At 71.5% G+C, this 21,628-nt stretch carries 21 protein-coding genes and 1 pseudogene; 6 read left to right on the forward strand and 16 right to left on the reverse strand.

Features of this window, described 5'->3' with window-relative positions:
* Window position 1: 1 nt before the first annotated feature.
* From BFF78_RS11815 to BFF78_RS11845, 7 genes and pseudogenes are all read right to left on the reverse strand, one after another.
* A complete protein-coding gene (locus BFF78_RS11815; RefSeq protein ID WP_076095565.1) occupies window positions 2–400 on the reverse strand; it encodes an OB-fold nucleic acid binding domain-containing protein in 399 nt (132 codons plus the stop codon).
* 60 nt (window positions 401–460) lie between these two features.
* Complete coding sequence (locus BFF78_RS11820; RefSeq protein WP_069778291.1) at window positions 461–1,150, reverse strand: response regulator; 690 nt, start codon at window positions 1,148–1,150, stop codon at window positions 461–463.
* Window positions 1,147–3,702, reverse strand: coding sequence for a DUF4118 domain-containing protein (locus tag BFF78_RS11825; protein WP_069778292.1), 2,556 nt, complete (start codon window positions 3,700–3,702; stop codon window positions 1,147–1,149). Before BFF78_RS11825 ends, BFF78_RS11820 begins: the two co-directional genes overlap by 4 nt.
* A gap of 135 nt (window positions 3,703–3,837) precedes the next feature.
* A pseudogene (locus tag BFF78_RS11830) lies at window positions 3,838–4,238 on the reverse strand (ABC transporter ATP-binding protein); the annotation flags it as partial.
* Window positions 4,239–4,428: 190 nt separating this feature from the next.
* Window positions 4,429–5,193 carry a DUF3710 domain-containing protein gene (locus tag BFF78_RS11835; protein ID WP_069778293.1) on the reverse strand — a complete coding sequence of 255 codons (765 nt, stop codon included), beginning with the start codon at window positions 5,191–5,193 and terminating at the stop codon, window positions 4,429–4,431.
* Between the two features lies 1 nt (window position 5,194).
* Window positions 5,195–5,746, reverse strand: a complete 552-nt coding sequence (gene dut, locus BFF78_RS11840; protein ID WP_069778294.1) for a dUTP diphosphatase — start codon at window positions 5,744–5,746, stop codon at window positions 5,195–5,197.
* On the reverse strand, window positions 5,743–6,327 hold the full coding sequence (locus tag BFF78_RS11845) for a PaaI family thioesterase (RefSeq protein WP_069778295.1): 585 nt from the start codon (window positions 6,325–6,327) through the stop codon (window positions 5,743–5,745). Before BFF78_RS11845 ends, dut begins: the two co-directional genes overlap by 4 nt.
* A 58-nt stretch (window positions 6,328–6,385) precedes the next feature.
* On the opposite strand from BFF78_RS11845, the gene BFF78_RS11850 reads away from it, so the two are divergent.
* Window positions 6,386–6,850, forward strand: a complete 465-nt coding sequence (locus BFF78_RS11850; protein ID WP_069778296.1) for a DUF3093 domain-containing protein — start codon at window positions 6,386–6,388, stop codon at window positions 6,848–6,850.
* On the opposite strand, the gene BFF78_RS11855 is transcribed toward BFF78_RS11850, so the two are convergent.
* The 4 genes from BFF78_RS11855 to BFF78_RS11870 form a co-directional block, all read right to left on the reverse strand.
* The gene (locus BFF78_RS11855; RefSeq protein ID WP_193433442.1) at window positions 6,847–7,758 is read right to left on the reverse strand and encodes a hypothetical protein; all 912 of its coding nucleotides are present in this window, start codon (window positions 7,756–7,758) and stop codon (window positions 6,847–6,849) included. The genes BFF78_RS11850 and BFF78_RS11855 overlap by 4 nt on opposite strands.
* A gap of 13 nt (window positions 7,759–7,771) precedes the next feature.
* Window positions 7,772–8,068: a DUF4193 domain-containing protein gene (locus tag BFF78_RS11860; protein ID WP_003997302.1), complete on the reverse strand. Its 297-nt coding sequence runs from the start codon at window positions 8,066–8,068 to the stop codon at window positions 7,772–7,774.
* 405 nt (window positions 8,069–8,473) lie between these two features.
* The gene (locus BFF78_RS11865) at window positions 8,474–9,706 is read right to left on the reverse strand and encodes a sensor histidine kinase (protein WP_069778298.1); all 1,233 of its coding nucleotides are present in this window, start codon (window positions 9,704–9,706) and stop codon (window positions 8,474–8,476) included.
* 6 nt (window positions 9,707–9,712) lie between these two features.
* The gene (locus tag BFF78_RS11870; protein WP_069778299.1) at window positions 9,713–10,366 is read right to left on the reverse strand and encodes a response regulator transcription factor; all 654 of its coding nucleotides are present in this window, start codon (window positions 10,364–10,366) and stop codon (window positions 9,713–9,715) included.
* Window positions 10,367–10,780: 414 nt separating this feature from the next.
* Here BFF78_RS11870 and BFF78_RS46825 point away from each other — a divergent pair, with 414 nt between their 5' ends.
* The gene (locus BFF78_RS46825) at window positions 10,781–10,954 is read left to right on the forward strand and encodes a hypothetical protein (protein WP_165289360.1); all 174 of its coding nucleotides are present in this window, start codon (window positions 10,781–10,783) and stop codon (window positions 10,952–10,954) included.
* A gap of 93 nt (window positions 10,955–11,047) precedes the next feature.
* Here BFF78_RS46825 and BFF78_RS11875 read toward each other — a convergent pair whose 3' ends face one another.
* Together BFF78_RS11875 and BFF78_RS11880 are read right to left on the reverse strand one after the other, a co-directional pair.
* Window positions 11,048–11,863 carry an inositol monophosphatase family protein gene (locus BFF78_RS11875; RefSeq protein ID WP_069778300.1) on the reverse strand — a complete coding sequence of 272 codons (816 nt, stop codon included), beginning with the start codon at window positions 11,861–11,863 and terminating at the stop codon, window positions 11,048–11,050.
* Window positions 11,864–11,871: 8 nt separating this feature from the next.
* The gene (locus BFF78_RS11880) at window positions 11,872–12,999 is read right to left on the reverse strand and encodes a ferrochelatase (RefSeq protein WP_069778301.1); all 1,128 of its coding nucleotides are present in this window, start codon (window positions 12,997–12,999) and stop codon (window positions 11,872–11,874) included.
* Between the two features lie 171 nt (window positions 13,000–13,170).
* Here BFF78_RS11880 and BFF78_RS11885 point away from each other — a divergent pair, with 171 nt between their 5' ends.
* The gene (locus BFF78_RS11885; protein WP_069778302.1) at window positions 13,171–14,409 is read left to right on the forward strand and encodes an MFS transporter; all 1,239 of its coding nucleotides are present in this window, start codon (window positions 13,171–13,173) and stop codon (window positions 14,407–14,409) included.
* Entirely contained in the window at window positions 14,369–15,688 is a 1,320-nt protein-coding gene (locus BFF78_RS11890; protein WP_069778303.1) for a D-arabinono-1,4-lactone oxidase, read from the forward strand. The genes BFF78_RS11885 and BFF78_RS11890 overlap by 41 nt, the downstream gene beginning before the upstream one ends.
* Here BFF78_RS11890 and BFF78_RS11895 read toward each other — a convergent pair.
* On the reverse strand, window positions 15,612–16,358 hold the full coding sequence (locus BFF78_RS11895) for a hypothetical protein (RefSeq protein ID WP_069778304.1): 747 nt from the start codon (window positions 16,356–16,358) through the stop codon (window positions 15,612–15,614). The two genes, BFF78_RS11890 and BFF78_RS11895, sit on opposite strands and share 77 nt — an antisense overlap.
* A 481-nt stretch (window positions 16,359–16,839) precedes the next feature.
* Between BFF78_RS11895 and sepH the strand changes: the two genes are divergently transcribed.
* Window positions 16,840–17,892 carry a septation protein SepH gene (gene sepH, locus BFF78_RS11900; protein ID WP_069778305.1) on the forward strand — a complete coding sequence of 351 codons (1,053 nt, stop codon included), beginning with the start codon at window positions 16,840–16,842 and terminating at the stop codon, window positions 17,890–17,892.
* Window positions 17,893–17,980: 88 nt separating this feature from the next.
* Here the strand turns inward: sepH and BFF78_RS11905 are convergent, their stop codons facing one another.
* The gene (locus tag BFF78_RS11905; RefSeq protein ID WP_069783530.1) at window positions 17,981–18,832 is read right to left on the reverse strand and encodes a sulfurtransferase; all 852 of its coding nucleotides are present in this window, start codon (window positions 18,830–18,832) and stop codon (window positions 17,981–17,983) included.
* 322 nt (window positions 18,833–19,154) lie between these two features.
* On the opposite strand from BFF78_RS11905, the gene BFF78_RS11910 reads away from it, so the two are divergent.
* Window positions 19,155–19,946: a VOC family protein gene (locus BFF78_RS11910; RefSeq protein WP_069778306.1), complete on the forward strand. Its 792-nt coding sequence runs from the start codon at window positions 19,155–19,157 to the stop codon at window positions 19,944–19,946.
* Between the two features lie 998 nt (window positions 19,947–20,944).
* On the opposite strand, the gene BFF78_RS11915 is transcribed toward BFF78_RS11910, so the two are convergent.
* Complete coding sequence (locus BFF78_RS11915; protein WP_069778307.1) at window positions 20,945–21,595, reverse strand: thymidine kinase; 651 nt, start codon at window positions 21,593–21,595, stop codon at window positions 20,945–20,947.
* Window positions 21,596–21,628: the final 33 nt, after the last annotated feature.

Consider the following 21,628-nt stretch of genomic DNA (forward strand, 5'->3'; position numbering starts at 1 on the left):
GCTACTCCCGTCCGAGGGGTCGCAGTTCGTATTTCGGGTTGAAGAGCACCCGGCGGCCCCGGCTCATCGAGATCCGGCCCGATGCGATCAGCTTGCGCCCCGGTTCTATGCCCACGATGGAACGCCTGCCGAGCCACACCACGTCCAGCGCGGCGGAGCCGTCGAACAGCTCGGCCTCCAGGGCGGGAACCCCGGCGCGCGGTCGCAAGGTGACCGTGCGCAAGGTACCAGTTACGGTGACGATCTGCCGGTCGTGGCAGTCACCGATCTTGGTACAGCCCGCCGTCTCGGCGTCCTCGCGCAGCTCCTCGGACTCCAGGTCCTCCTGCGACGAGGAGAGCCGGTCGAGCATGCGCCGGAACCGGCCGGCCGGCTTTTCGGAACGAGGAACGGCACTCATACCTGAAGCGTACCGGGGCTCACCGACACCGCCGTAGCCCAGCTCACTTCGCGGCCCGGCTCACTTCTCGAACCGATAGCCCATACCGGGTTCGGTGATGAAGTGCTTCGGGTGCGAAGGGTCGGTCTCCAGCTTGCGGCGCAGTTGGGCCATGTACACGCGCAGGTAGTTCGTCTCCGTCCCGTACGACGGCCCCCACACCTCCTGCAGCAGCTGCTTCTGGCTGACCAGCCGGCCGGTGTTGCGGACCAGGACCTCCAGCAGATGCCACTCGGTCGGGGTGAGCCGGACGTCCTTGCCGGCGCGGTTGACCTTCTTGGCGGCCAGGTCGACGGCGAAGCCGTCGGTCTCGACGGTCGTCAGGTCCTCCTCGCCGGGCCCGACCGGCTCGGCCCGGCGTACGGCGGCCCGCAGCCGGGCCAGCAGCTCGTCCATGCCGAAGGGCTTGGTGACGTAGTCGTCGGCGCCCGCGTCCAGCGCCTCCACCTTCTCGTCGGAGGAGTGCCGGGCGGACAGCACCAGGATCGGCACCCGGGTCCAGCCGCGCAGCCCCTTGATCACCTCGACGCCGTCCATGTCGGGCAGACCCAGGTCGAGGACGACCACGTCGGGGTGCCGGGAGGCGGCGAGTTCGAGGGCCGTACGGCCGTCGGGTGCCGCGTCGACCTCGTACTTGCGCGCCTTCAGGTTGATCACGAGGGCGCGCACGATCTGTGGCTCGTCGTCGACCACGAGCACCCGGGTCGTCATAGGGTCTGCCTTTCTGGTTCTGCGAGGTCCCTGCCCATGTCGGGGGTCTCGGGACGCGATCCTGCCGCGCGCAGGCTGAGGACCATGGTGAGTCCGCCGCCCGGCGTGTCCTCGGCGTTGAGGGTGGCGCCCATGGCCTCCGCGAAGCCCCGGGCCACCGCGAGTCCGAGCCCGACGCCGGCGCCGCGCGGGGCGTCACCGTACCGCTGGAAGGGCTCGAATATCCGGTCCTTGGCCTCGTCCGGCACGCCCGGCCCGCGGTCCACCACGCGCACCTCGACCCGGTCGGCTATGGCGCTCGCCGAGACCAGCACGGACCGCCCTCGCGGGCTGTACTTGACGGCGTTCTCCACCAGGTTGGCCACGGACCGCTCCAGCAGCCCGGGGTCGACCTCGACCATCGGCAGGGTCTCGGGCACGTCCAGCTCGACGCTGTCCTCGGGGACACCGCCGAGCGCCATCGGCACGACCTCGTCCACGTCGATCTCGCGGATCAGCGGGGTGACCGTGCCGGTCTGCAGGCGGGACATGTCCAGGAGGTTGCCGACGAGGTGGTCCAGCCGGTCCGCGCCCTCCTCGATGGCCTCCAGCAGCTCCGCCTGGTCCTGCGCGGACCATTCGACGTCGTCCGACCGGAGCGAGGACACGGAGGCCTTGATGCCGGCCAGCGGGGTGCGCAGGTCGTGGCTGACGGCAGCCAGCAGGGCGGTGCGGATGCGGTTGCCCTCGGCGAGCCTACGGGCCTGGTCGGCCTCCTCCTGCAGGCGACGGCGGTCCAGGGCGACGGCGGCCTGCGCGGCGAAGGCGGCCAGCACCCGGCGGTCCTCGGCGGGCAGCACCCGGCCGGTGAGCGCGAGCGCCATGTGGTCGCCGACGGGCATGTCCACGTCGGCGTCCTCGGGCCGCTCCAGCGGGCGCCCGAATCCGGCGCGCCCGGCGCAGGTCCACGGCTCGACGTCGCCCGCCCGCTCCAGCAGCGCGGCCGACTCCATCGCGAAGGTCTCCCGGACCCGCTCCAGCAGCTCCTCCAGGCTGGTCTCGCCGCGCAGCACGTTCCCGGCGAGGAAGGAGAGGATCTCGGACTCGGCGCGCAGCCGGGCGGCCTGGTGGGTGCGCCGGGCGGCGAGGTCCACCACGGAGGCGACGGACACGGCGACGCCGACGAAGATCGCGATGGCGACGATGTTCTTGGGGTCGGCGATGGTCAGCCGGTGCAGGGGCGGGGTGTAGAAGTAGTTCAGCAGCAGCGAGCCGAAGGCCGCCGAGGCCAGCGCGGGCAGCAGGCCGCCGAGCAGCGCCGCCGCGACGGTGACGGCCAGGAACAGCAGCATGTCGTTGGCGAGGCCGAGGGTGAGGGTGTTCAGCAGCACCGCGAGGACCACGGGGCCCGCCAGGCCCACGGCCCAGCCCCAGATGATCCGGGCCCGACCGAGCCGTGCGCCCCGGGCCACGGGCAGTCCGCGGCCCTTGGCGACCGCCTCGTGGGTGACGATGTGGACGTCGAGGTCGGGGCCGGAGTCCCGGGCGACCGTGGCGCCGACGCCGGGCCCGAAGACGTACTGCCAGGCCTTGCGGCGCGAGGAGCCCAGCACGATCTGGGTGGCGTTGACACCGCGTGCGAAGTCCAGCAGGGCGGCCGGTATGTCGTCGCCGACCACATGGTGGAAGGTGCCGCCCAGGTCCTCCACGAGGGTGCGCTGGACGGCGAGTTCCTTCGGGGAGGCCGCGGTCAGCCCGTCGCTCCGCGCTATGTACACGGCGAGCACTTCCCCGCCTGCGCCCTTCTCGGCGAGCCGCGCGGCCCGGCGGATCAGGGTGCGCCCCTCGGAGCCGCCGGTCAGCCCGACCACGATCCGCTCGCGCGAGCCCCAGATCTTGGAGACCCGGTGTTCGCTGCGGTACTCGTTCAGGTACTCGTCGACCCGGTCGGCCACCCACAGCAGCGCCAGCTCGCGCAGGGCGGTGAGGTTGCCGGGGCGGAAGTAGTTGGACAGGGCCGCGTCGACCTTGTCGGGCTGGTAGATGTTGCCGTGCGCCATCCGGCGGCGCAGGGCCTCGGGCGACATGTCGACCAGCTCGATCTGGTCGGCCCGCCGTACCACCTCGTCGGGGACGGTCTCCCGCTGCCGTACCCCCGTGATGGACTCGACGACATCGCCGAGTGACTCCAGGTGCTGGATGTTGACGGTCGAGACGACGTCGATCCCGGCGGCGAGCAGCTCCTCCACGTCCTGCCAGCGCTTGGCGTTGCGCGAGCCGGGGACGTTCGTATGGGCCAGCTCGTCCACCAGGGCGACGGCGGGCGCCCGGCGCAGCACGGCGTCGACGTCCATCTCGGCGAAGGTGGTGTCCCGGTACTCCAGCCGTTTGCGCGGCACCTGCTCCAGGCCGTGCAGCATCACCTCGGTGCGCGGCCGGTCGTAGTGCTCGACGAAGCCCACGACACAGTCGGTGCCCCGCTCCACGCGGCGATGCGCCTCGGCGAGCATGGCGTAGGTCTTGCCCACGCCCGGTGCCGCACCGAGGTAGATCCGAAGCTTGCCGCGTGCCATGGCTCCATTGTCTTCCCGTGACTGCTCCCTACGCAGCGTCGACCTTACGGCCAACAATCACGTCAAACGGGACAGGGAGGGGGGCAGCGGGCAACTTTGACGCAACCCTGATGAGCGCCCTGATCGGTTGTTCGGTCAGTGCTCGACGATCTCGCCGTCGCACAGTTCCAGGACCCGTCGGCGAGATCCAGGAGGGTCGCGTCATGGGTGGCGACCAGCGCGGTGGCCCGCTCGCTGCGGACGACGGCCCGCAGCAGCTCCATGACGGCGTGCCCGGTCTCGGCGTCGAGCTGCCCGGTCGGTTCGTCGGCGACGATCAGGGCCGGGCGGTCGGCGAGGGCGCGCGCGATGGCGACCCGCTGCTGCCGGCCGCCGGACAGCTCGCCGGGCCGCTGGGCCGCGTGCCCGGCCGGCCCGACGAGGGACAGCAGCAGCTCGACGCGTTCCTCGCGCTCGCGCGGGTCGGCACGACGCGGCCGCAGCGGTACGCCGACGTTCTCGGCCGCGGTGAGGATCGGGATGAGCCCGAACGACTGGGCGCTATGAGTGCCGTGGTCACCGAGACCATGGTCAGGGTCGAGGACGTGCACAAGTCGTACGGCGCGAGCAACCACAACGGCCCCGCACCCGGCGACGCGGGACTCCCCCGACGGCGCGCCCCGGCGAAAACGGGCCGCACCCCTCGAAGGCACGGCCCGTGTAGCACTGCGGAACCCAGCGGAGCGTCTAGCGGACCTCGGTGATCTCCGGGCCCCGCTGCAGCTGTCCCATCCCGCCCGAGAAGCGCGACCCCTCCTCCTGCTGAATCCCCTCGGGGACCATCTGCGCGTCGTTGGGCAGCTTGAGGACGATCGGGTCGCGGGGCGCCATCGGGCCCTCGCCGCGGACCACGACCGTGTCGCGGAAGATCTGCTCCAGCAGACCCGCGGCCTGCGGCTGCACCGCGCCCTGGCCGGAGATCACCCCGCGCAGGAACCAGCGCGGGCCGTCCACGCCGACGAACCGCACGACCTGGAAACCGCCCGTGCCGTCCGGCAGCTGCACCGGCACCTGCGCCCGCAGCTCCCACCCCAGTGGCCCCTCGACCTCGTCGACGATGCCACCCTGCTGGGTGATGCCGGACGCGATCTCGTCGCGGACCTCACCCCAGATGCCCTCGCGCTTGGGGGCGGCGAAGGCCTGGAGCTGCACGGCGCTGTCGCGCAGCACGACGGTCGCGGCGACGATGGCGTCACCGGCCACCTCGACCCGCAGCTCCATGCCGTCGACGCCGGGGATGAACAGTCCGCCGAGGTCGACGCGGCCCTCGGCCGGGTCGTGCACCTCGCTGCTGTCCCACGGCCCCTCGGGCCGGGGCCCGGGCTCCAGCCGTACGCGCTCGCGCCCGGCCTCTTCTTCCTCGTCCGCCTCGGTGTCGACGCTGTCGACGACCTGCTCGGCCTCGCCGGCCGCGTCCTCGGCGGCACCCTTCTTCTTGCGACGTCCGAACACGTCACTGTCCTTCCCGGTCGGATACGACCGAAGCGTATCGATTCCCACCCGTCGGACCGCCATCGGCGGCCTGACCGCTTGTGCCGCTCTCGCCGCCCACCGCGGCATGGCCACCGGTGGACCCGAAGCCCCCTTCGGCCCGCGCCGAGCCGGGAAGCTCCGCGACCTGATGGAAGCGGACCCTCTCGACCTGCTGGACGACCAGTTGGGCAATCCGGTCGAAGCGCTCGAACCGCACGGACTCGCGCGGGTCGAGATTCACCACGATCACCTTGATCTCCCCACGGTACCCGGCATCTACCGTCCCCGGGGCATTCACGAGGGCCACGCCGCAGCGGGCGGCGAGGCCGGAGCGCGGATGCACAAAGGCCGCGTACCCCTCCGGGAGAGCGATCGACACGCCCGTGGGCAGCACGGCCCGCTCCCCGGGCTTCAGCTCACACCGCTCGGTCGTACGCAGATCGGCTCCGGCATCCCCGGGGTGCTCGTACTCCGGAAGCGGTACGTCGGGGTCGACGCGCCGGATCAGCACGTCGAGGGGACCACGGCTCACGGGTTCACCTCGAAGGCACGGGTGCGCCGGATCTGGTCCGGGTCGCTCATGGCGGCCTGGATCTCCTCCTTACGGCCGTGGTCGATGAAGTGGTCGACCTTGACCTCGATGAAGAGGGCGTCGGCGCGGAGGGCGACGGGGCCGTCCGGGGCGCCGAGGCGTCCGGTGGCGGTGGAGTAGATCTTCCGTCCGGCGACGGCGGTGACCTCGGCCTCCAGGTGGAGCGTGGTGCCCACCGGGACCGGCCGCACGAACCCGGTCTCCAGCCGGCCGGTGACGGCGATGGTCCGCAGCAGCCAGTTCAGCGAACCCAGGGTCTCGTCGAGGGCCGTGGCCAGTACTCCGCCGTGCGCGAGGCCCGGGGCGCCCTGGTGGGCGGGCTGGACGGTGAACTCGGCGGTCAGCGAGACCCCCTCGCCGGCGCGGGCCTCCAGGTGGAGCCCGTGCGGCTGCCCGGGGCCACAGCCGAAACAGTGTTCGTAGTGGGCGCCGAGCAGTTCGCCGGGCGCGGGCGCGTCGGGGTGCCGTACCGGTTTCACCGCGTCGGCAGGAGGCTGAAGGCTTGCGGAACTACCACTCACAGGCGCAGACCTTACCCGCGCGTCGGGGGGTTTCGGATCCCGTGCCAAGCTTGGCCCCATGCAGCTCTCCGCCACCCCCTACGAAGAACGCCTCACCGCCCCCCGCTCGTGGTGGCTGATCAGCTTCCTCGTGGGCGTCTCGTTCGCCCTGATCCTGCTTCCGTTCGGCATCCTGCCGCTGCTCGGCGGCCTGGTCGGCGGTACGGCGGCGGCGGCGGTGGTCGCCAGTGCGTACGGCTCCCCGCGCATCCGTGTCGTGGGCGACTCGCTGATCGCGGGAGAGGCGAAGATCCCGGTGTCGGCGCTGGGCGCATCGGAGGTGCTGGACGCGGAGGAGGCCCGCGCCTGGCGGACGTACAAGGCCGACACCCGCGCGTTCCTGCTGCTGCGCGCCTACATCCCCACGGCGCTGCGGGTGGAGGTCACCGACCCCGAGGACCCGACGCCGTACCTGTACCTGTCGACACGGGAGCCGGAGCGGCTGGCGGCGGCGATCGAGGCGGCGCGTACGGCGCAGGCCTAGAGCTCTTCGGGCAGGTCGCGCAGTCTCAGGGGCTCCGCCGGCTTCTCCAGCGGCGGAAGCTCCTCCAGCTTCTCCCAGGGGACCTGGATCTCGCGCAGGTCGGCCCGGATGCGCGCGGCGAGCCGCTTGGTGTCCCGGCGGTTCATGACCGCCCCGACCGCGGCGCCCACCATGAACGGCATGAGGTTGGGCAGGTTCCGGACCACCCGTTTCATGACCTGCTGGCGCAGTTCGCGCTTCATGCGGCCGCCGAGGGCCGCGTCGTACGTCGACGGCTTCATCACGTCGATGCCGCGCTCCTGCGACCAGGAGGACAGATACGCGGTGCTGCGGGTCTTCAGGTTCCCGGGCGGCCGGACGCCGTAGACCTCGTGCAGTTCGGCGATGAGCTTCAGCTCGATCGCGGCGACCCCGGTGATCTCCGCGGCCAGCTCGGTCGGCAGGGCCGGCGGCACCGGCAGCATCGCCGCCGCTCCGATCCCGGCTCCGACGGTGGAGGTACCGGCCGCCGCGCCGGCCACCAGCTTGTCGGCGAGCTCTTCGGGCCCCAGGCCCGGGAACTGCGCGCGCAGGGTCGCGAGGTCGCGTACGGGGACACGCGGGGCGATCTCGATGATCCGGTCGGTGAGATAGGCCAGGCCCGCGCGGGCGTGGCTGCCGCCCCTGCGGGCTCCTTCCCGGGCCAGGTCCCGGGCTTTGTCACGCACCACCGCGGCCCGTCGCCGGGCGACGGGCGCGGGCTGCCGCACCGGCGCCGGGTGGTCTGCCCGGACAGCCGGTTCGAGCGGGGCCACCCCTTGCGGTGAGCCCCGCCCGTCGTCACGCGCGCCGTGCGGGCCGTCGAACGGCCCTTCGTCCGCTTTCCCCGGGGAAAAGCGGCGCTTCCGAGGAGGGGTCGAGCCAGACATGGCCGACCCGTCCTCAGTCGCAGTCGCGGCAGATCGGCTGACCGTTCTTCTCCCGGGCCAGCTGGCTGCGGTGGTGCACCAGGAAGCAGCTCATGCAGGTGAACTCGTCCTGCTGCTTGGGCAGCACCCGGACGGCCAGCTCCTCGTTCGAGAGGTCGGCGCCGGGCAGTTCGAGCCCCTCTGCGGCCTCGAACTCGTCGACGTCCACGGACGAAGTGGACTTGTCGTTCCGCCGGGCCTTCAGCTCTTCCAAGCTGTCCGAGTCGACGTCGTCGTCGGTCTTGCGTGGAGTGTCGTAATCGGTTGCCATATCGCTCTCCCCCTCTGGGTGTCTGCGGTGTCTCCAGCGCACGTAACGCGTGAGAGGCCGGACTTGTGCCCGACCTGAGGCGGAGATTTTGCCTCACATCAAGGTCTGTTACTCAATCGACACCCAACCCGACCCCTCAAGAGTGATCGGCTTGGATGGCGGTGAGGACCGTACACGGTTCGAATGCCGCACCTCAAAGGCGCCTCACCGTGTACTTCCCGTGATCAAGTGCCCTGAAAACCAGGACTTTCCCGGCTTTCCTCCATGTTTCATGATCACGGAGAGTACATGGCCGAAAATCCGTCCATGTGATCGATCACACAACAGGAAGCTCATTCGGCGGCTGAAAAATTCCGCGTGAAGCGAACATCTCTCGCGTGTGTCGAACGGCGGTCCGGTTGCGGATCACACCGGCAGGGTGACCCGCATCACCAGACCGCCTCCCTCGCGGGGCTGTGCCGCGATGTGGCCGCCGTGCGCGCGGGCCACGGACCGGACGATGGACAGGCCGAGTCCCACCCCCTTGTCGCTGCCCGTGCGCTCCGTGCGGAGCCGCCTGAAGGGCTCGAAGAGGTTGTCGATCTCGTACGCCGGCACCACCGGCCCGGTGTTCGTGACGGTCAGCACCGCCTGCGCGTGCTGGACCTCGGTGTTCACCTCGACCCAGCCCTCCTCGGCCACGTTGTACCGCACGGCGTTCTGCACCAGGTTCAGCGCGATCCGCTCCAGCAGCACGCCATTGCCCTGCACCACGGCGGGCTTGCGCTCGCCGCGGATCTTCACGCCCTTGGCCTCGGCCTCGGCGTGCACCTGGTCGATGGCCTGCGTGGCGACCTCGGCCAGGTCGACGGGCCCCCGCTCGACGATCTGGTTGTCGCTGCGGGCGAGCAGCAGCAGGCCCTCGACCAGCTGCTCGCTGCGCTCGTTGGTGGCCAGCAGCGTCTTGCCGAGCTGCTGCAGCTCCACCGGAGCGTTGGGGTCCGACAGATGGACCTCCAGGAGCGTTCTGTTGATCGCGAGCGGGGTGCGCAGCTCGTGGGAGGCGTTGCCGACGAAGCGCTGCTGGGCGGTGAAGGCCCGCTGCAGCCGCTCCAGCATGTCGTCGAAGGTGTCCGCCAGCTCCTTCAGCTCGTCATCCGGGCCGTCCAGCTCGATACGGCGGGACAGGTCGGAGCCGGCCACCTGGCGTGCGGTACGGGTGATCCGGCCGAGCGGGAACAGCACCCGGCCGGCCATCGCGTAACCGAAGGCGAAGGCGATCACGGCGAGGCCCAGCAGAGCCAGCAGCGAGCGGCTGAGCAGGTCGTCGAGGGCGTGCTGGCGCTGCTGGTTGACGCAGTCGTTCATCGCGGTGTTCAGCTCGGACGCCGACGGCTGGGACGGGAAGTTGCAGGTGCTGCTGCTCACCGAGCCGGAGAGGATCTTGAAGGGCAGCTCACTGCCCACGTTCAGCGCGTGCGCGGCCAGCAGGTAGATGATCGACAGCAGCAGGATGCCGGCGATCAGGAACATGCCGCCGTACAGCAGCGTGAGCCGTATACGGATGGTCGGGCGCAGCCACGGGAAGGGCGGCTGCGGCCTCCTGGGGTCCCAGGTGGGCTTCGGTGGCGCCTGGGGCGGCGCGGGTGCGGCGGCCATGGCGGATCAGATCCGATAGCCGGAGCCGGGGACGGTGACGATCACCGGCGGCTCGCCCAGCTTGCGCCGCAGGGTCATCACGGTCACCCGCACCACGTTGGTGAACGGGTCGGTGTTCTCGTCCCAGGCCTTCTCCAGCAACTGCTCGGCCGAGACGACCGCGCCCTCGCTGCGCATGAGCACCTCCAGCACCGCGAACTCCTTCGGCGCGAGCTGGATCTCCCTGCCGTCGCGGAAGACCTCGCGGCGGTTGGGGTCCAGCTTGATGCCGGCGCGCTCCAGGACCGGCGGCAGGGGCACGCTCGTACGGCGGCCGAGGGCGCGCACGCGCGCGATCAGCTCGCTGAACGCGAACGGCTTGGGGAGATAGTCGTCGGCGCCGATCTCCAGGCCCTCGACACGGTCGCTGACGTCGCCGGACGCCGTGAGCATGAGCACGCGCGTCGGCATGCCCAGCTCGACGATCTTGCGGCAGACGTCGTCGCCGTGCACCAGCGGGAGGTCGCGGTCGAGGACGACCACGTCATAGTCGTTGACGCCGATGCGCTCCAGGGCGGCCGCACCGTCGTACACGACGTCGACGGCCATGGCCTCCCGGCGCAGTCCGGTGGCCACCGCATCGGCGAGCAGCTGCTCGTCCTCGACGACGAGTACGCGCACGTCGCAAGTCCTTCCTGTGTCCACCCGCGTAGCGCTCCGTGGGATCACGCGGGCAGGGGTGTTCGTGGGGTGTGACCTCCATCCTGCCCTTTTCGGCCGTAAGTCGGCTGTAAGGCGGGTTGCGGGCAGCACGGACCGGCGCCTCGGGCGGGAATACGAGATTTTCTCCTCCGGTTGAGGTTTCCGGGTGAGGGAGCGGGGGGAGGACGGCTTTACACCCCGCGATCACGCTCTGCATGTGCCGCAGCACCATGCGGTACTCCGCGATCCGCTTTTGCAGAGTGGGCGCGGGTGTCCGGCACCGTCGCCGCCCGGCAGGGCAGCGCTGGGCACCCGTGAGAGACGTGATCGCCCCTTTCCCAACCGGCACACCCCCGTGCCACCGACCCACGACCCAGGACGAGGGGGCGCAGCATGGACGCTTTCACCGCAGGACTTCTGCAGCGCATAAGGGCGACCGAGTCCGACCTGTCGCGGGCTCGCGACGAGGGTGACGACTTCCTCGTCGAAGTAGAGCAGGCAGAGCTCGACGACCTGCGACGCCTCGCCGCCGAACACGGTGTGGAGGTCGGCGCGTACCGCGTCTGATCGGCCCGACAGCATAAAACAGCGGGACCCCCGGCGAATCCAGCGCCGGGGTCCCGTCTGTTTCTGTGGCGAGTTCCGTTCTTGTGGCGACCGTCAGTCGTGCCACGCCCCGAGCCGCTCCAGCAGCTCCTGCAGCGGCTCGAACACCCCCGGCGACCCGGCGACGGTCAGATCCCGCGACGGCCCTTGCCCGGGCCGCCCGCCGACCAGCGCGCCCGCCTCCCGGGCGATCAGGTCTCCCGCCGCGAAGTCCCACGCGTTGAGCCCCCGCTCGTAGTACCCGTCAAGCCGGCCGCAGGCCACATCGCACAGGTCGACCGCCGCCGACCCGCTGCGCCGGATGTCCCGCAGCAGCGGGATCAGCCGGCCGGCCACCTCGGCCTGATGCGCGCGGACCTCGGAGACGTAGTTGAAGCCGGTGGAGACCAGGGCCTGGTCCAGCGGGGGCGCGGGGCGGCAGGCGAGCGCCCGTTCGCCCTCCCCCGCGCCCGTGGCCCACGCGCCGCCCCCGCGCACGGCGTGGTACGTCTCGCCGCGCATCGGAGCCGCGACTACCCCGACGACCGTCTCGCCGTCCTGCTCGGCCGCGATGGACACCGCCCAGGTCGGCAGTCCGTACAGGTAGTTCACCGTGCCGTCGAGCGGGTCGATCACCCAGCGGATGCCGCTGGTGCCCGCGCTGGAGGCGCCCTCCTCGCCGAGGAAGCCGTCGTCGGGCCGCCGGCCGGAGATCAGATCGGTGATCAGCTTCTCCGCCGCGATGTCCATATCGGTGACGACGTCGATCGGGCTGGACTTGGTCCTCGCCACGGCCAGGTCGGCGGGGCGGCCGTCGCGCAGCAGCTCTCCGGCTCGCCGGGCGGCCTCCTGTGCCAGTTCCAGCAGTTCCCGGTGCGGGGCGTCGGTCACGGGTCTCCTCACGCGTAGGGGCTGTCGGCGCCTGCGGCGGCCGGGTGCGGGGCGCGGGCCGGGCAGCAGCCGACGGGGCAGATGTCGTGGCTCGGGCCGAGGGCGCCCAGGGCGCAGGGGGTGACCTCCTGGCCGCGTTCGACGGCGGCGCGCTCGGTGATCAGCTCGCGGACGGCGGCGGCGAACCGCGGGTCGGCGCCCACGGTGGCCGAGCGGCGCACGGGCAGGCCCAGCTCCTCGGCCTTGGCCGTGGCCTCGGTGTCGAGGTCGTAGAGGACCTCCATGTGGTCGGAGACGAAGCCGATGGGCGCCATGACGACGGCCGGGACGCCCGCCGCGTGCTGCTCCTGGAGGTGGTCGCAGATGTCCGGCTCGAGCCACGGGATGTGCGGGGCGCCGGAGCGGGACTGGTACACCAGCCGCCAGGGGTGGTCGACGCCGGTGCGCTCGCGGACGGCGTCGGCGATCAGCTCGGCCACGTCCAGGTGCTGCTCGACGTAGGCGCCGCCCTCTCCGTGGGTCTCGACGGGGCCGGAGGTGTCGGCGGCGGAGGTCGGGATGGAGTGCGTGGTGAAGGCGAGGTGGGCGCCGACGCGGACGTCCTCGGGGAGGTCGGCGAGGGAGCGCAGCACGCCGTCGATCATGGGCTCGACGAAGCCGGGGTGGTTGAAGTAGTGCCGCAGCTTGTCGATCCTCGGCAGCTCCAGACCCTCGGCCTGAAGCGTGGCCAGCGCGTCGGCCAGGTTCTCCCGGTACTGGCGGCAGCCCGAGTAGGAGGCGTAGGCGCTGGTGGCGAGGACGAGGATGCGGCGGCGGCCGTCGGCGACCATCTCGCGCAGGGTGTCCGTCAGATACGGCACCCAGTTGCGGTTGCCCCAGTAGACGGGCAGGTCCAGGCCGTGCTCGGCGAAGTCCTTGCGCAGGGCGTCCAGCAGGGCGCGGTTCTGGTCGTTGATGGGGCTGACCCCGCCGAACCGGAAGTAGTGCTGCCCGACTTCCTTCAGGCGTTCCTTCGGGATGCCGCGCCCGCGCGTGACGTTCTCCAGGAACGGGACCACGTCGTCCGGGCCTTCGGGGCCGCCGAAGGAGAGCAGGAGCAGGGCGTCGTACGGGGTGGCATCGAGCGCGTCTGGCATGTCTCGATCCTGCCACCCGGTACTGACAGCCGGGAAACAGCAGGGTGACGAGTCGGGTTCCAACTGGTTTATGCCGGTTTTTTCCATGGTCAAACCAGATGCATTTAGGGTCGCCTAACTCGTAAGCTGTCTCCGCCGCATTCGCGCCTTACGAGCCGCTTCGGAGCCCACGTGCCCAGCCCCTATAGAGCCCTGTTCGCCGAACCCGGCACCAAGGCGTTCTCCGCCGCGGGATTCCTCGGCCGGATGCCGCTGTCGATGATGGGCATCGGCGTGGTCACGATGATCTCCCAGCTGACCGGGCGGTACGGGCTCGCGGGCGCCCTTTCGGCCACCATCGCGCTGTCCGCCGCAGCGATCGGGCCGCAGATATCCCGGCTGGTCGACCGGCACGGGCAGCGCCGGGTGCTGCGCCCGGCGACCCTGGTGACGCTCACGGCGGCGGCCGGGCTGCTGCTCGCCGCGCACTCCAAGTCGCCGGACTGGGTGCTGTTCGTGTGCGCGGCCGGGATCGGCTCGGTGCCGAGCCTGGGCGCGATGATCCGGGCCCGCTGGGCGGCGCTGTACCGGGGCACCGAGAAACTGCACACCGCGTACTCGTTCGAGTCGGTCATCGACGAGGTCTGCTTCATCTTCGGCCCGATCATCTCCATCGGTCTGTCCACGGCCTGGTTCCCGGAGGCCGGGCCGCTGCTCGCCGCCTGCTTCCTGGCGGCCGGGGTCTTCTGGCTCACCGCCCAGCGCGCCACCGAGCCGCAACCGCACCCGCGCGAGCACCACGGCGGCGGTACCGCGCTGCGCTCGGGCGGGCTGCAGGTACTGGTGGCCACTTTCGTGGCGACCGGCGCGATCTTCGGGTCCGTGGACGTGGTCACCGTCGCCTTCGCCGACGAGCGCGGCCACAAAAGCGCCGCCAGCGTGGTGCTCGCGCTGTACGCGGCCGGCTCCTGTGTGGCCGGCGTGGTCTTCGGGCTGCTGCGGTTCGCCGGGGCACCGGAACGCCGCTGGCTACTGGGCGTGGCAGCGATGGCCGTGAGTATGATCCCCCTCCTACTGGTCGGAAACCTGCCGCTTCTGGCCGTGGCGCTGTTCGTTGCGGGGCTGTCCATCGCACCGACGATGATCACGACGATGTCCCTCATCGAAGAGCACGTACCTCGCGCGAAACTCACCGAGGGCATGACCTGGGTGAGCACCGGCCTCGCGGTCGGCGTCGCGCTCGGCTCCTCCGCGGCCGGCTGGGTGATCGACGCAGCCGGGGCGCGGGCCGGGTACGGGGTTCCGGCCGTGTCCGGAGCCGTCGCGGTCGCGGTCGGTTTCCTCGGGTACCGCCGGCTGCGCAGGCCGGCCGCGGGTCGGGGAGGCACCGTTGAGCAGCACAGCGAGCGGGAAGAACGGCACCTGGCGTAACTGGGGCGGCAACGTCTCCGCCCGGCCCGTCCGGGAGGTCGCGCCGGCGTCGGTGGAGGAGCTGGCGGCGGCGGTGCGCCGGGCCGCCGAGGACGGCCTGAAGGTGAAGGCCGTCGGCACCGGGCACTCCTTCACGTCCATCGCCGCCACCGACGGTGTGTTGATCCGCCCTCAACTGTTGACGGGCATCCGCAACATTGACCGTAACGCCATGACCGTCACGGTCGAGGCCGGCACCCCGCTCAAGAGACTCAATGCGGCTCTGGCGCGCGAGGGTCTGTCGCTCACCAACATGGGTGACATCATGGAGCAGACCGTCTCCGGGGCCACGAGCACCGGCACACACGGCACGGGCCGTGAGTCGGCCTCGATCGCCGCCCAGATCACAGGCCTCGAACTCGTCACGGCCGACGGCTCGGTGCTCACCTGCTCCGAGAAGGAGAATCCCGAGGTCTTCGCGGCGGCCCGAATAGGCCTCGGCGCCCTCGGCGTCGTCACCGCGATCACCTTCGCCGTGGAGCCGCTCTTTCTGCTCACCGCGCGCGAGGAGCCGATGCCCTTCGAGCGGGTCCTCGCCGAGTTCGATCAACTGTGGGCGGAGAACGAGCACTTCGAGTTCTACTGGTTCCCGCACACCGGCAACACCAACACCAAGCGGAACAACCGCAGCGCCGGTCCCGAGCAGCCCGTGGGGCAGCTGGCCGGCTGGTTCGAGGACGAGTTCCTCTCCAACGGCGTCTTCCAGGTGGCCCAGTGGGTCGGCCGCGCCGCCCCCGCCGCCGTTCCCGCCATCGCGCAGATCTCCAGCAAGGCCCTGTCCGCACGGACGTACACGGACATCCCCTACAAGGTGTTCACCTCGCCGCGCCGGGTGCGCTTCGTCGAGATGGAGTACGCCGTCCCGCGTGCGGCCCTGGTGGAGACGCTGCGCGAGCTGAAGTCCATGGTCGACCGCTCGGGGCTGCGGGTCAGCTTCCCCGTCGAGGTGCGCACCGCCCCGGCCGACGACATCACCCTGTCCACCGCCTCCGGCCGGGACAGCGCCTACATCGCCGTCCATATGTTCCGGGGCACGCCGTACCAGGCCTACTTCACCGCCGCCGAGCGGATCTTCACCGCGCACGAGGGCCGGCCGCACTGGGGCAAGGTGCACACCCGGGACGCCGAGTACTTCGCGCGCGTCTACCCGCGGTTCGGCGAGTTCACTGCGCTGAGGGACCGCCTTGACCCGGAACGTCTGTTCCAGAACGACTACTTGCGGAGGGTTCTGGGGTCGTAGGCGTCGTGGCGGTCCCGCTGGGCGCGGGGGCCGAGCTCGGGCCGTCGCCCGGTTCGCCCGGTTCCCCGCTCGGCGAGTCGCCGAGGGTCGGGGAGGTGCCGTGGTCCCTGCCGCCGCCGGCATCGGGCGCGTGTTCGCGGGACGGGGTGTCCGAAGGGGCGGGCGTCTCCTCGGACTTGGCGGGGAAACCGGACTTCGCGGGCTTCTCGGGCTTCGCGGGGGACGCGCCCCGTCCGGTGACGGCGTCGCCGACCGTCGTACCGGTGCCGCCGCTGAAGCTGTTGCCCGACACCAGTTCGTACGTGGTGATGCCGGCCATGGTCACCCCGAACACGACGGCGGCCGCGGCCACCGGCCGCCGCCAGCTCTTCACCCGCGCCCGGTAGACGGTGCCTTCGGTGAACTCACCGGGAGCCGCCGGCGCTTGTCCCCGGGGGCGGGCCGCGACGGTCACCTCCTTGAACTGCTCCCCGGTCCGCTTGAAGAAGTGCTGGAACAGCGTGCCCCCGCAGGTGGCGACGGCACTGACGACTCCGGCGCCGAGGATCGTGCCGTACACCCCGAAGTACGACGCCAGTTTGGCCGCCACGACGGCCGCCAGGGCACTGCCCGCGACCTGGGGGACGCTCAGGTCGATCCGTTTGCGACCCACATCGGGCGTTTCACGCATACCCGGAACTTGCCTGCCTTTCCCGTACTTGGTCGACATCGGCCAACCGACTGCACGAGATAGGGACGTAAGACAGAAACCATTAGTTCCGTTTCTGGGGATTGCGTGAAGTTCGCCACGTTCATGATCCGCAAAATCGGTTGCCGACGGCAAAGTCGCCACCCTTGGCAGAAGTTGGGCGGCGCGCCCATCCACGCACATGGTCCAAATGGAGTACTGTTGCGAGCCCTGGGTCCGGTCTCCCACCAGGATGTCCGCGGCCTTGCAGGACCGCCGGGAGGGGGGCTGGTTGCACAGGGTGATGGAGTTGGTCACTTAGCGTTGCGAACGGGTAACCGTGCCATAACGGCGACCCAGGGCCCGTGCCCGACACGCCGGGCAACTCGGCAAGGTTGTGGCAGGCTGCACCCGGGCAGGCCACACTCGACTAGCGGAAGCAGCGACGCACGTGACGTCGGCAGGCACCACCCGGGAGGTCCCCATGCCCGAACTGCGTGTCGTGGCCGTCTCGAATGACGGCACACGGCTGGTGCTGAAAGCTGCCGACTCTACGGAGTACACGCTTCCGATCGACGAACGGCTGCGCGCCGCCGTGCGCGGCGACCGGCCGCGCCTCGGCCAGATCGAGATCGAGGTCGAGAGCCATCTCCGCCCCCGTGACATCCAGGCGCGTATACGCGCCGGTGCCACCGCGGAAGAGGTCGCCCAGCTCGCCGGTATCCCCGTCGACCGGGTACGGCGCTTCGAGGGCCCGGTGCTGGCCGAGCGTGCCTTCATGGCCGAGCGCGCCCGCAAGACCCCGGTGCGCCGCCCCGGCGAGAACTCCGGGCCGCTGCTCGGCGAGGCCGTGCAGGAGCGGCTGCTGCTGCGCGGCGCGGAGAAGGACACCGTGCAGTGGGACTCCTGGCGCCGCGACGACGGCACCTGGGAGGTGCTCCTCGTCTACCGGGTCGTCGGCGAACCGCACTCGGCGAGCTGGACGTACGACCCGCCCCGGCGGCTCGTGCAGGCCGTGGACGACGAGGCTCGCTCGCTCATCGGCGAGTCCGACGACCTCGCCGTGCCCGAGCCGAGCTTCCCGTTCGTGCCGCGCATCGCCCGCCTGCCGCGCGAGCGTTCGATGGACCGCGCGCTGGACCGGGGCGAGCGGGAGCGGCCGAGCCTGCCCGCGCAGCCGTCCGAGCCCGCCGAGGAGGGCACGGGCGAACGCGACTCGCTGACCAGCCTGCTGGAGGCCGTGCCGAGCTTCCGGGGCGACCTGGTGGTTCCGGAGCGCCGGGACGAACGCCGGGAGGAGCCCCCGGAGGAGCCCGCCGAGGAACCGGCCGCCGAGGAACCGCCGGCTCCCGCCGCTTCGGCCGGTTCGGCCTACGCGGACGTCCTCATGCCCCGCTCCGTGGGCAGCCACCGCGACCGGCTCATCGGGGCGACCGACCGCCAGGCCGAGGCCGACGGCGTCCGCCCCGGCCGCCGTGCCGCCGTGCCGAGCTGGGACGAGATCGTGTTCGGCACGCGGCGCAAGAAGCAGGAGTAACCGGCCGTACGGAAACGGAAGAATCGGGGGCACGCGCGCGTGCCCCCGATTCCGGCTGCACGCGTGCGTGCTCCGTCTCCCGCTGCCGCTACTGCGGATCCGCCCCCACCGCCACCGGCCGGGACGGGTCCGAGGACCACTCGGACCACGAACCGACGTACAGCGCCGCCGGGATGCCGGCCACGGCGAGCGCGAGGACCTCGTGGGCGCCGGAGACGCCCGACCCGCAGTACACGCCCACCTCGGTGTCCCCGGAGACGCCCAGGGCCTTGAAGCGGTCCCGCAGTTCCGCCGCGGGCAGGAAGCGGCCGTCGGGGCCCACGTTCTCCGTCGTCGGCGCCGACACCGCGCCCGGGATGTGCCCGCCGACCCGGTCGATCGGCTCCACCTCGCCGCGGTACCGCTCCCCCGCGCGCGCGTCCAGCAGTACGCCCGTACGGGCCAGGTCCGCCGCCGCGTCCGCGTCCAGCCGTCCGGCCGCGGCCGGCGCCGGCCGGAAGTCACCCTCGGCCACCTGCGGCACCTCGGTGGACAGCTCACCCTCCCAGGCCGGCAATCCACCGTCGAGGACCCGCACGTCCGGGTGACCCGTCCAGCGCAGCAGCCACCACGCGCGTGCCGCCGCCCAGCCCTGACCGCCGTCGTACACGACGACCGGGCGGCCGGCCGACACACCCGCACGGCGCATCGCGGCACCGAACTCCGCGAGATCCGGCAGCGGATGGCGGCCCTGGTCCCCGGGTGCGCCGGCCAGCTCACGGTCCAGGTCGACGAAGACCGCGCCGGGGATGTGCCCGGCCGCGTACTCGGCCCGCCCGTCGAAGGCCGGCGCGCCCGCCGCCTTCGCCATGCTCAGCTGCCAGCGCACGTCCAGCAGCACCGGCGGGCGGTCGCCGGTCAGCTCGGGTGCGAGATCGGTTGCGGTGATGATGGCTCTCATGGCGTCCATCCATACGCCAGGGGTGGCCGCGGCGTCCAGGTCCGGCTACTCTGCTCGGCCGGGCAGGCTCGATCACCGGGCGTACGGGATCGAGCACGTGCTGTAGAACCGGCGGACACCCGCCGGCCATCGTCAGGAAGCGGCGAAAGACGGCAGATCGGGCATCCTCCCGGAGGTGTCCCCGAGCGGCGGCGCGCTATGGCCCGCTGCGGCATGGAGGATGCGGGCACCGGCACGGGCGTACCCGTCCGCCGGCGTGGACACCCCTTCCGGGGAGCGGAAGCGACACGGCCACCGCGAGGGGCCGGGGAGAGAGTGATCGATGACCGAGGCACGGGAGCCGGCCGGTCCGCACGCGCGGCGTGCGCCCGGTGCGCCCTGCTGGGTGAGCCTGATGGCGCACGGGCTGGCCGCCACCGAGGAGTTCTACGGCGAGCTGTTCGGCTGGGAGTTCCGGCCGGGTCCGCGGCAACTGGGCCCGTATGTGCGGGCGCTGCTGGACGGCCACGAGGTGGCGGGCATGGGCCAGCTGCCGCCGGACCGCCGGCTGCCGATCGCCTGGACGCCCTACCTCGCCTCGGACGACGTGGACCAGACGGCCGACACGGTACGGGAGTGCGGCGGCACGGTGGCGGTCGGCCCGCTGGACGCCGCCGAGGCCGGGCGGATGGCCATCGCCTCCGACCCCTCCGGGGCCGTGTTCGGCATCTGGCAGGGCGCCGCGCATCTCGGTACCACGATCACCGGTGTGCCCGGGACGCCCGCGTGGAACGAGCTGGTGACCTTCGAGACCGAGAGCGTCTCCAAGTTCTACGCCACCGTGTTCGGTTACGAGCGGGAGCCGGTGGTGTCCGCCGACTTCGACTACGTCACCCTGCACCTCGCCGGCCGACCGGTGGCCGGGCTGCACGGCATGGGCCACGGCCTGCCCCGCGATCGCGGACCGCACTGGCAGACGTACTTCGAGGTCGCCGACGTCGAGGCGACGGTGCGGCAGGTCGCGGACCTCGGCGGCAACGTCATCAGACAACCGTACGACAGCCCACACGGCCGGGTGGCCACGGTGGCGGACCCGGAGGGCGCGGAGTTCGCGGTAACCGAAAACCCGCGCTGAGCACTTGGGGCGTGCTCGGGCGGCCTTCCGGGGCGGGATGAGCCGGGCTGTCGGGGTGGGTGCATTCGGCCACTCGGGGCGCGATCGGCCGGATCCTCGGGGTGGGATGAGCGAGTGCCTCGGGGCGGGACCAGCCGGGCTCTCGGGGCGGGTCCATTCGGCCACTCGGGGCGCGATCGGCCGGATCCTCGGGGTGGGATGAGCGAGTGCCTCGGGGCGGGACCAGCCGGGCTGTCGGGGTGGGTTCGGTCGGATCCTCGGGGCGGGATGAGCCGGGCTCTCGGGGCGGGTCCATTCGGCCACTCGGGGCGCGATCGGCCGGATCCTCGGGGTGGGATGAGCGAGTGCCTCGGGGCGGGACCAGCCGGGCCCTCGGGGCGCGATCGGCGGGTCTCTCCGGGGCGGGTCCATCGGCCCACTCGGGGCGGGTTCGGCCGGACCCTCGCGGTGGGATGAGCCGGTTCCTCGGCGCGGGCCAGCCGACCACTCGGGGCCGGATCAGCCGGTCCCTCGGGGTATGTCCAGCCGGGCTCTCGGCACCGGTCCAGCCACCACTCGGGACGCGATCAGCCAGCGACTCGGGACGCGATCAACGGGGCCTTCGAGGCGGATCAGCCGGTTCCCGGGGCGGGATCAGTCAGCCACTCCGCGCCGGTTCAGCCGGCCATTCGAGGCCGGACGAGTCGGCCACTTGGGCGGGTCCAGCCGCTCGGGACCGGATCAGCCGTTCTCTCGGGGGATCAACCGGTCTCGCGGGGCAGGATCAGCTGGTCCGCAGGGCGGGTCCCGCCAGCCACTCGGGCGGATCCAGCCAACCCACTCAAGGCCGGATCAGCCGGGCGCTCAGGCCAGGTCCAGCCAGCCAGCCACTCAGCAGCGGATCAGCCAGCACTCGACGCGATCAACCAGCCACTCGGCTCAGGTTCAGTTCAACCGGCCACTCGGCGCAGGCTCAGCCGGCCACTCGGCTCAGGTTCAGCCGGCCGCTCGGCGCGGGATCAGCCGGGCGACACCGGTAGGACGTCCGGGGACAGGGCCGCTGCGCGGGATGTCGCGGCGGTCATCCGGCGTCGGTGGTGGCGGCGGCACAGCACCTCGTAGCCGACCTCGCCCGCCGCCTGGTTGACGTCGCCGACGACCACCTGGGCACCCTCGACCACCATCTCGCCGCCTATCGTGCGGGCGTTGTGCGTGGCGCGGGCGCCGCACCAGCACAGCGCCTCCACCTGGAGCACCTCGATACGGTCGGCCAGCTCCACCAACCGCTGCGAGCCGGGGAAGAGCTTGGAGCGGAAGTCGGTGGTGATCCCGAAGGCGTACACGTCCAGGCCGAGATCGTCCACCACGCGCGCGAGCTGGTCGATCTGCCCGGGCGCGAGGAACTGCGCCTCGTCCGCGATCACGTAGTCGGCCCGGCGGCCCCGTGAGAGGTGCTCCACGAGATAGGCGTACAGATCCTGGTCGTCGGCGACCTCCACCGCGTCGGTGACCAGGCCGAGCCGGGAGGACAGCTTGCCCTCGCCCGCGCGGTCGTTCCGGGTGAAGATCATGCCGACGAGGCCCCGCGCCGAGCGGTTGTGCTCTATCTGCAGAGCCAGCGTGGACTTCCCGCAGTCCATCGTTCCGGAGAAGAACACCAGCTCGGGCATGAGGAGTTGAGCACCTTTCGGCAAACAGTCAGG

Origin of the sequence: Streptomyces fodineus (assembly GCF_001735805.1) — a bacterium.
GTDB lineage: Bacteria > Actinomycetota > Actinomycetes > Streptomycetales > Streptomycetaceae > Streptomyces > Streptomyces fodineus.

What these genes read in the sequence shown, in the direction of transcription:
- BFF78_RS11915 (WP_069778307.1), bottom strand. Translation starts at nt 21,595, where the DNA reads ATGCCCGAGCTGGTGTTCTTCTCCGGAACGATGGACTGCGGGAAGTCC.
- BFF78_RS11860 (WP_003997302.1), bottom strand. Translation starts at nt 8,068, where the DNA reads ATGGCAACCGATTACGACACTCCACGCAAGACCGACGACGACGTCGAC.
- BFF78_RS11905 (WP_069783530.1), bottom strand. Translation starts at nt 18,832, where the DNA reads ATGAGAGCCATCATCACCGCAACCGATCTCGCACCCGAGCTGACCGGC.
- BFF78_RS11825 (WP_069778292.1), bottom strand. Translation starts at nt 3,702, where the DNA reads ATGGCACGCGGCAAGCTTCGGATCTACCTCGGTGCGGCACCGGGCGTG.
- BFF78_RS11865 (WP_069778298.1), bottom strand. Translation starts at nt 9,706, where the DNA reads ATGGCCGCCGCACCCGCGCCGCCCCAGGCGCCACCGAAGCCCACCTGG.
- BFF78_RS11850 (WP_069778296.1), top strand. Translation starts at nt 6,386, where the DNA reads ATGCAGCTCTCCGCCACCCCCTACGAAGAACGCCTCACCGCCCCCCGC.
- BFF78_RS11855 (WP_193433442.1), bottom strand. Translation starts at nt 7,758, where the DNA reads ATGTCTGGCTCGACCCCTCCTCGGAAGCGCCGCTTTTCCCCGGGGAAA.
- BFF78_RS11880 (WP_069778301.1), bottom strand. Translation starts at nt 12,999, where the DNA reads ATGCCAGACGCGCTCGATGCCACCCCGTACGACGCCCTGCTCCTGCTC.
- BFF78_RS11820 (WP_069778291.1), bottom strand. Translation starts at nt 1,150, where the DNA reads ATGACGACCCGGGTGCTCGTGGTCGACGACGAGCCACAGATCGTGCGC.
- BFF78_RS11910 (WP_069778306.1), top strand. Translation starts at nt 19,155, where the DNA reads ATGACCGAGGCACGGGAGCCGGCCGGTCCGCACGCGCGGCGTGCGCCC.
- BFF78_RS11815 (WP_076095565.1), bottom strand. Translation starts at nt 400, where the DNA reads ATGAGTGCCGTTCCTCGTTCCGAAAAGCCGGCCGGCCGGTTCCGGCGC.
- BFF78_RS11895 (WP_069778304.1), bottom strand. Translation starts at nt 16,358, where the DNA reads ATGCGTGAAACGCCCGATGTGGGTCGCAAACGGATCGACCTGAGCGTC.
- BFF78_RS46825 (WP_165289360.1), top strand. Translation starts at nt 10,781, where the DNA reads ATGGACGCTTTCACCGCAGGACTTCTGCAGCGCATAAGGGCGACCGAG.
- sepH (WP_069778305.1), top strand. Translation starts at nt 16,840, where the DNA reads ATGCCCGAACTGCGTGTCGTGGCCGTCTCGAATGACGGCACACGGCTG.